The organism is Actinospineispora spinosispora DSM 44797 (genome assembly GCF_000429025.1).
In the GTDB taxonomy this organism is placed as follows: Bacteria; Actinomycetota; Actinomycetes; order Mycobacteriales; family Pseudonocardiaceae; genus Pseudonocardia; species Pseudonocardia spinosispora.
The window spans coordinates 1-6658 of sequence record NZ_AUBB01000074.1 but is presented as its reverse complement, the minus strand read 5'-3'; the positions used below and the strand labels follow the sequence as shown (position 1 = coordinate 6658).

Here is a 6658-nt window from a genome sequence, read left to right as displayed (position 1 = left end):
ACGACGTCCGCAATTGCGTCCTTGGACAACAACATCCCGCCCAGCACCGACTGCTCCGCGGTCAAATCCTGCGGCGGCTGCCGGTCGAACTCGGGCGGGGGCGCATCGTCCACGGGCCGCACAGCCCGGGGTCGATTTGCCGATCGCTCGTCGGTTACCGCCATGTCGCCGCCCTTCTCCCCCTGCACGAAGTCCTACCGGTCACCCCCGACAGAACACGGCCGCGAGGTGGGGTCGCTGGAGGTTAAGGGCGCTCGGCGCCCCGCTCCAAAACGGCTTGTTGACAGGGTTGTTGACCGTCTGGGGACAACTCCCACAGGTCCCGCACATAGCGGTGGACAACTGTGGACAACCTGGGGATGAATGCCTCAGCCTGCTGCGTTTCCGCAGGTCAGCTAGGTTACGGGTGGTGGGGACAAGTCACCCGAAATCACTGCGGCGTGTCGCCGTTTTTGACCATCTCGGGCGTGTCATCCACTTCTAGACACAACAAAACCCCCGCCGTGTGAAGGTTAAGACGGCGGGGGTTTTGAAGGGTTCGAACTACTTGGCGCCCGCGGAGACCTCGAGCGCGAAAGTGCCGTTGACCTCCGGGTGCAACCGGACGCCGACCTCGTGCTTGCCGACGGTCTTGATCTGACCGTCGATCTCGAGGGTGCGGCGGTCCAGCTTCGGACCGCCGGCGGCGCTCAGCGCCGCGACGATCTCGGCCGGGGTGACCGAACCGAACAGCTTGCCCTTCGCCGAAGCGGCGCGGGCGACCAGCTTGACCGGGGGCAGCGCCTTCAGCTCGGCGGCAACCTCCTTGGCGTGGCCCAGGTCGCGGATCTGGCGGGCCTCACGGGCCTTCCGGATCGCCGCGACCTGCTTCTCCGCACCCTTCGTCGCCGGCATGGCCAGCTGGCGGGGGAGCAGGAAGTTGCGGCCGTAACCGTCCTTGACCTCAACGATGTCGCCGGGCGCACCCAGGTTCGACACGTCGGCGGTGAGAATCAGCTTCATGTGACAGATCCTCCTTAGCGCGCGGTCGAGGTGTAGGGCAGCAGGGCGACCTCGCGGGCGTTCTTGACCGCGACGGCGACGTCCCGCTGGTGCTGACGGCAGTTGCCGCTCACCCTGCGGGCACGGATCTTGCCCCGGTCGGAGATGAACTTGCGCAGCAGACCGGTGTCCTTGTAGTCGATCTGCTGGTGCTTGTCCTTGCAGAACGCGCAAACCTTCTTCTTCGGCTTGCGCAGCACGGGCTTGGGCATGTGACACGAACTCCTGGTTCAGCGAAGAAAAGTCGGGTGAGTGGTCAGAAGGGGGGCTCGTCGTCGGCGGCGCTTCCGCCACCGCCTCCGCCACCGGCAGCCGGCGCGGAACCCCACGGGTCGTCGGACGGGCCGCCGGAGCCGCCACCACCGAACCCACCGCCGCCGCTACCGCGGCTGACCTTGTTGACCTTCGCGGTCGCGTACCGGAGCGACGGGCCGATCTCGTCGACCTCCAGCTCCACCACGGTCCGCTTCTCGCCCTCGCGGGTCTCGTACGAACGCTGCTTCAACCGGCCGGACACGATCACCCGGGAACCCCTGGTGAGCGTCTCGGCCACGTTCTCGGCGGCCTGGCGCCAGATGTTGCAGCGCATGAACAGCGCCTCGCCGTCCTTCCACTCACCGCTCTGCCGGTCGAACTGGCGCGGGGTGGAGGCCACGGTGAAGTTCGCCACCGCGGCGCCGGACGGAGTGAAACGCAGCTCCGGGTCGGCAGTCAGATTGCCGACCACCGTGATCAGCGTGTCGCCAGCCATCTGCGACTACCTCAGCTGGCCGGGGTCGCGTCGGACGCGGCCTCGGTCTCGGCGGGGGCTGCCGCGGGGGCAGAGGCACCGGCGACAGCGGCGGCACCGGCGGCGGCCGACGGGGCCGAGGCGGGAGCCGACACAGCGGCGGCGGCAGTGGTGCCGGCCGGAGCGCTGACCCGGTTGGCCGGACGCTTGATCTGAGCGCGCATCACCTTGGTGCGCAGCACCGACTCGTTCAGCGACAGCTGACGGTCGAGCTCGGCGATGGTCGCCGGCTCGCAGGTCACGTCGAGCACCGCGTAGATGCCTTCAGCGTGCTTCAGGATTTCGTAGGCCATCCGGCGCTTGCCCCAGATGTCGACCTTCTCCACCGTGCCACCGTCGTTCTTGACGACCCGGAGAAAAGTCTCCAGGGACGGGTTGACGGTGCGCTCGTCGAGATTGGGGTCGAGGATGACCATGAGCTCGTATTGACGCATGAGAACCACTTACCTCCTATGGGCAAAGGCGGCCACGGTCCATCCGCGGCAGGAGGGTCTCTCAAAATCACCGAGATCCGGGCGCACAGGTGCACGCGCCATGCTCAGGTGACGGGACCAGGCTACCAGCTGTCTTTTTGGGCCTGTTCCGCGCGGAGTTTTTCTGTGACCACCCCCTCGGCTTCGCCGTCGGGGGTACTCCCAGAAAAACAAACCTCGTTCCTCGGTTGAGCGCGCGCTTGTTGTTGCCCTGGGAGCCGCCGTCCGGCTGGGGAGCCTGGGTGCGGACATTCAGTACGCCGGCCTTCGCCGGAACTCCTTCGGAGACTCGCGGAGCCGACTTCGCTGTGGTCCCTTCGCTGTGGTCCCTTCGCTGTGGTCCCTTCGCTGTGGTCCCTTCGCTGTGGTCTGGTCAGGCGTGGCCGGATCAGGTATTGCTTGCTGGCCTCGGACGATCGCGGCTGGTCTCTGGGTTGTCGGTGTGCCCGGATACCCTCATCTCATGCGTATCGGGGCACATGTTCGGCAGGATGAGGACCCGCTCGGCGCCGCGAGCGAGGTCGGCGCGGAGACCATCCAGTTCTTCCTCGCCGACCCTCAGGGGTGGAAGAAGCCGCCGGTGCACCCGAAGGCCGACGAGCTGCGCGCCGCCGCCGAGGCCGACGAGATGACCCTGTTCGTGCACTCGCCGTACGTGGTGAACCTCGCGTCGACGAACAACCGGATCCGGATTCCGTCGCGCAAGCTGGTCACCCAGCACGCCGAGGCCGCCGCCTCGGTCGGCGCGAAGGGGCTGATCGTGCACGGCGGGCACGTCACCGCCGGTGAGGACGCGGCGGTCGGGGTCGACAACTGGCGCAAGTTCTTCGCGCGGCAGGCCGACGAGGGCGGGTTCGCGGTGCCGATCCTGATCGAGAACACCGCGGGCGGCGACAACGCGATGGCGCGGCGGTTCGACGCACTGGCCCGGCTGTGGGACGCGGTCGGCGAGTTCGACGCCGGCTTCTGCCTCGACACGTGCCACGCGTTCGCCGGCGGGGAAGACCTGGTCGGTGTCGTCGAGCGGGCCAAGGCCATCACCGGCCGGATCGACCTGGTGCACCTCAACGACTCGCGCGACGAGTTCAACTCGGCGCGCGACCGGCACGCCAACATCGGCAGCGGCACGATCGACCCGGACCAGCTGGTCGCCGTGTGCGCGGCCGCCGGTGCGCCGGTCGTCGTCGAGACACCTGCCGAAGGCCAGGCCGACGACATCGCCTACCTGCGGAAACATCTGGGCTAGGAGCGTTCTCCTAGCGCCAGGCGAAGACCGGTTGTTCGAAGTGCGCGACCGAGGTCGCGCGACCGTGCAGCACCACCTCGCGGAACTGGTAGAGCACCGCGGCCGTCGGGGCGTGCAGGAACCTGCCCATGAGCGGAATCTGGATGACCGGCGCGTCGGACTCCGGGATGGACAGCAGGTTCGGTTCGACGTCGAGCTGTTCCAGTGGGATGCCGTAGACGGCCGCGACCTCGGCGCGGCGCGGCCGCAGCGGGCGGGGGCCGCGCTGGCCGACGTCGCCTGCCCACAACACCACCGGTGACATGAGGTAGCCGGACCGCGTCGGGTAGTCGTCGAGCCTGCCGAGCACCGCCGACTCGTCGAGTTGAATCCCCAGCTCCTCGGCCAGCTCGCGCAGCGCCGCCTCGACGACCGTCTCGCCGTCGTCGCAGCGGCCGCCGGGCAGCGCCCACTGGCCGGAGTGCGCGCGCAGCTTCGGCGCGCGGCGCGTGATCAGCACGCTGTTCGCGGTGTCGGCCGATCCGGTCAGGGTGATCGTCACCGATGCCGGCCGCAGGTCGGGGCGGTCCTCGACGCGGTGCGGATACCCCACGAGCGCGGCGCGCACGGACTGCTCGGTCACCGTGATCGGTTCGCTGGACATGGGTTCACTGTGTCATCCGCCCGCCCGATCCACCGGTCTCGCACTCTGAGAGCCCGGCGCACCCCTTTCGGGGCACGTCCCCCATTCGCCGCGCGCCCCCTTCTAGGGTGATCAAAGGCTTGATCGGCGAAGGGTGAAGTGGATGTTCCGGCATTTCCGGCGTCTTTCCGTGCTGGGCACAACAGGTCTGGTCCTGTTCACGGCGGCGTGTGCCAGTGGTCCCGCGCCGGTCGGTTCGGGGCTGGACCTGCCGGGTTTCGACCGGGACACGAGGGCGCAGGACAGCCTGTACGAGTTCGCCAACGGTACCTGGCTGAAGAACACCAAGATCCCGCCGGACCTGTCGGAGATCGGTTCGTTCACGAAGCTGTCCATCGAGGCCGAGGACAACCAGAAGAAGATCATCTCCGATGCGGCGGCGAAGAAGGACGAACCGGCCAACTCCGATGAACGCAAGATCGGTGACCTGTATGCGAGCTTCATGGACACCGACCGGCTCAACCAGCTGCGTGCCACACCGCTCGACCCGTACTTCGCGAAGGTCGACGCGCTCAACACCCCCGGCGACCTGATCCGGCACCTCGGCGAGATTCAGCGGTTCGGCGCGTCGAACCCGATCGGGCTGAGCGTCAACCAGGACGCCAAGAACGCCACCGCGTACATCACCGAGATCTCCCAGGGCGGCACGTCGCTGCCGAACCGCGACTACTACCTGTCGAGCGACCCGAAGTACGTCGACATCCGCGCCAAGTACCTCGGCTACATCGGCCAGCTGTTCCGGCTGTCGAACCTGCCCGACCCGGACGGCACCGCGAAACGCATCCTCGACCTGGAGACGCAGCTCGCGCAGGCGCAGTGGACGCCGGTGCAGAACCGCGACACGCTCGCGCAGTACAACAAGTTCACCCTGTCCGCCGCGAACCAGGCCACGCCCGGCATCGACTGGGATACCTACCTCACCGCGGCGGGTATCACGAACCAACCGAACCTGATCATCGACCAGCCCAGCTTCTTCAAGGCACTGGGCGGTCTGCTCGCCACCGTGCCGATGGACACCTGGAAGCAGTACCTCAAGTGGCACCTGATCCAGGACAACGCGCCCTATCTGAGCAGCGACTTCGTCGACTCCAGGTTCGACTTCGTCGGCAAGGTGCTCAGCGGTAAGCAGCAGAACCGGGACCGCTGGCGACGCGGTATCGCCGCGGTCAACGGCGCGATGGGCGACGCACTGGGCCACCTGTACGCGGACCGGTTCTTCACCCCCGCCGCGAAACAACGCGCCCAGGATCTGGTGCACAACCTGTTGGGCGCCTACAAGGACTCGATCGGCAAGCTCGACTGGATGACCGGCGCCACCAAGCAGCAAGCCGAGGACAAACTGGCGAAGCTGGCGGTGAAGATCGGCTACCCGGACAAGTGGGAGGACTTCTCCCACCTGGACATCAAGCCGGACGACCTGGTCGGCAACATGGACCGCGCCGCGCAACGCGAGCACCAGCGGGCGATCGACAAACTGGGCAAGCCGGTCGACCGCACCGAATGGTTCATGAACCCGCAGACGGTCAACGCCTACTACAACCCGGCGATGAACGAGATCGTCTTCCCGGCCGCGATCCTGCAGCCCCCGTTCTTCGACCCACGCGCCGACGACGCGGTCAACTACGGCGCGATCGGCGCCGTGATCGGCCACGAGATCAGCCACGCGTTCGACGACCAGGGCCGGCTCTACGACGGCGACGGCAACCTGCGCGACTGGTGGACCCCGGCCGACGCCGCGGCATTCAGCGCGAAGACCGCCGCGTTGGTGGCTCAGTACAACAACTACACGCCGTTGCCCGGGGCTCACGTCAACGGCCAGCTGACCCTGGGGGAGAACATCGCCGACCTGTCCGGCCTCACCATCGCCTACCGGGCGTATCGGGCTTCGCTGGGTCTCAACCAGCCCGCTGTGCTCGATGGGTTCACCGGAGACCAGCGGTTCTTCCTCGGGTTCGCGACCATTTGGCGGACGAAGGAGCGGGACGAGTCGCTCCATGCCGGTCTTCTGACCGATCCGCACAGTCCTGGGGAGTTCCGGTGCAACGGGGTTGTGCCCAACGTCGACGCTTTCTACGAAGCGTTCGGGGTCAAGCCTGGGGATCAGCTGTATGTGGCGCCGGCTCAGCGGATTCATATCTGGTGAGTTTGTTTCCCCGCTGGCCGTCAATCGTTCTTGGTGTGGCCGGTCGTTGTCAATCCCGCTAACGCGCTTCGACGCAGCCTCCTGGTGCACTCGCAGCAGGGTCGAAGTAAAGGATTGACAACGACTGGCCACACCAAGAAGCAGGCCAGGATCGCGGGGCAAGGTGCAGGTGTGCGTGCAACTTGGCTTGGTCCCGCACCTGCGACTGCTCGCGAATTCAAATTTGTTTGCAGTAACAATCTTTAAACAGAGACAACAGCCAGTCAGCAGGCACCCAGCCTGC

Annotated in this window: 6 protein-coding genes and 1 pseudogene; 2 read left to right on the top strand and 5 right to left on the bottom strand. The window is 66.8% G+C overall.

Translation table 11 applies throughout. The annotated features are described in order from the left end of the window. Positions 1–543: 543 nt before the first annotated feature. The 4 genes and pseudogenes from rplI to rpsF all read right to left on the bottom strand — a co-directional run. Positions 544–1002 (bottom strand): 50S ribosomal protein L9, encoded by a 459-nt coding sequence (rplI, locus tag G406_RS0123395; RefSeq protein WP_028935641.1) that lies wholly within the window; start codon positions 1000–1002, stop codon positions 544–546. Positions 1003–1016: 14 nt separating this feature from the next. Beyond that, positions 1017–1253 (bottom strand): 30S ribosomal protein S18, encoded by a 237-nt coding sequence (gene rpsR, locus G406_RS0123390; protein ID WP_028935640.1) that lies wholly within the window; start codon positions 1251–1253, stop codon positions 1017–1019. A gap of 44 nt (positions 1254–1297) precedes the next feature. Then, on the bottom strand, positions 1298–1792 hold the full coding sequence (locus G406_RS49290) for a single-stranded DNA-binding protein (protein ID WP_037078222.1): 495 nt from the start codon (positions 1790–1792) through the stop codon (positions 1298–1300). 155 nt (positions 1793–1947) lie between these two features. Further along, positions 1948–2265 (bottom strand): annotated as a pseudogene (gene rpsF / locus G406_RS59030) (30S ribosomal protein S6); the annotation flags it as partial. 502 nt (positions 2266–2767) lie between these two features. On the opposite strand from rpsF, the gene G406_RS0123375 reads away from it, so the two are divergent. Further along, positions 2768–3550, top strand: coding sequence for a deoxyribonuclease IV (locus G406_RS0123375; protein ID WP_028935639.1), 783 nt, complete (start codon positions 2768–2770; stop codon positions 3548–3550). Positions 3551–3560: 10 nt separating this feature from the next. Here G406_RS0123375 and G406_RS0123370 read toward each other — a convergent pair whose 3' ends face one another. Next, on the bottom strand, positions 3561–4193 hold the full coding sequence (locus G406_RS0123370; RefSeq protein ID WP_051342557.1) for an NUDIX hydrolase: 633 nt from the start codon (positions 4191–4193) through the stop codon (positions 3561–3563). A gap of 142 nt (positions 4194–4335) precedes the next feature. Here G406_RS0123370 and G406_RS0123365 point away from each other — a divergent pair, with 142 nt between their 5' ends. Then, a complete protein-coding gene (locus G406_RS0123365; RefSeq protein WP_028935637.1) occupies positions 4336–6375 on the top strand; it encodes a M13 family metallopeptidase in 2040 nt (679 codons plus the stop codon). Positions 6376–6658 lie beyond the last annotated feature (283 nt).

What these genes read in the sequence shown, in the direction of transcription:
- G406_RS0123375 (WP_028935639.1), top strand. Translation starts at nt 2,768, where the DNA reads ATGCGTATCGGGGCACATGTTCGGCAGGATGAGGACCCGCTCGGCGCC.
- G406_RS49290 (WP_037078222.1), bottom strand. Translation starts at nt 1,792, where the DNA reads ATGGCTGGCGACACGCTGATCACGGTGGTCGGCAATCTGACTGCCGAC.
- rplI (WP_028935641.1), bottom strand. Translation starts at nt 1,002, where the DNA reads ATGAAGCTGATTCTCACCGCCGACGTGTCGAACCTGGGTGCGCCCGGC.
- G406_RS0123365 (WP_028935637.1), top strand. Translation starts at nt 4,336, where the DNA reads ATGTTCCGGCATTTCCGGCGTCTTTCCGTGCTGGGCACAACAGGTCTG.
- G406_RS0123370 (WP_051342557.1), bottom strand. Translation starts at nt 4,193, where the DNA reads ATGTCCAGCGAACCGATCACGGTGACCGAGCAGTCCGTGCGCGCCGCG.
- rpsR (WP_028935640.1), bottom strand. Translation starts at nt 1,253, where the DNA reads ATGCCCAAGCCCGTGCTGCGCAAGCCGAAGAAGAAGGTTTGCGCGTTC.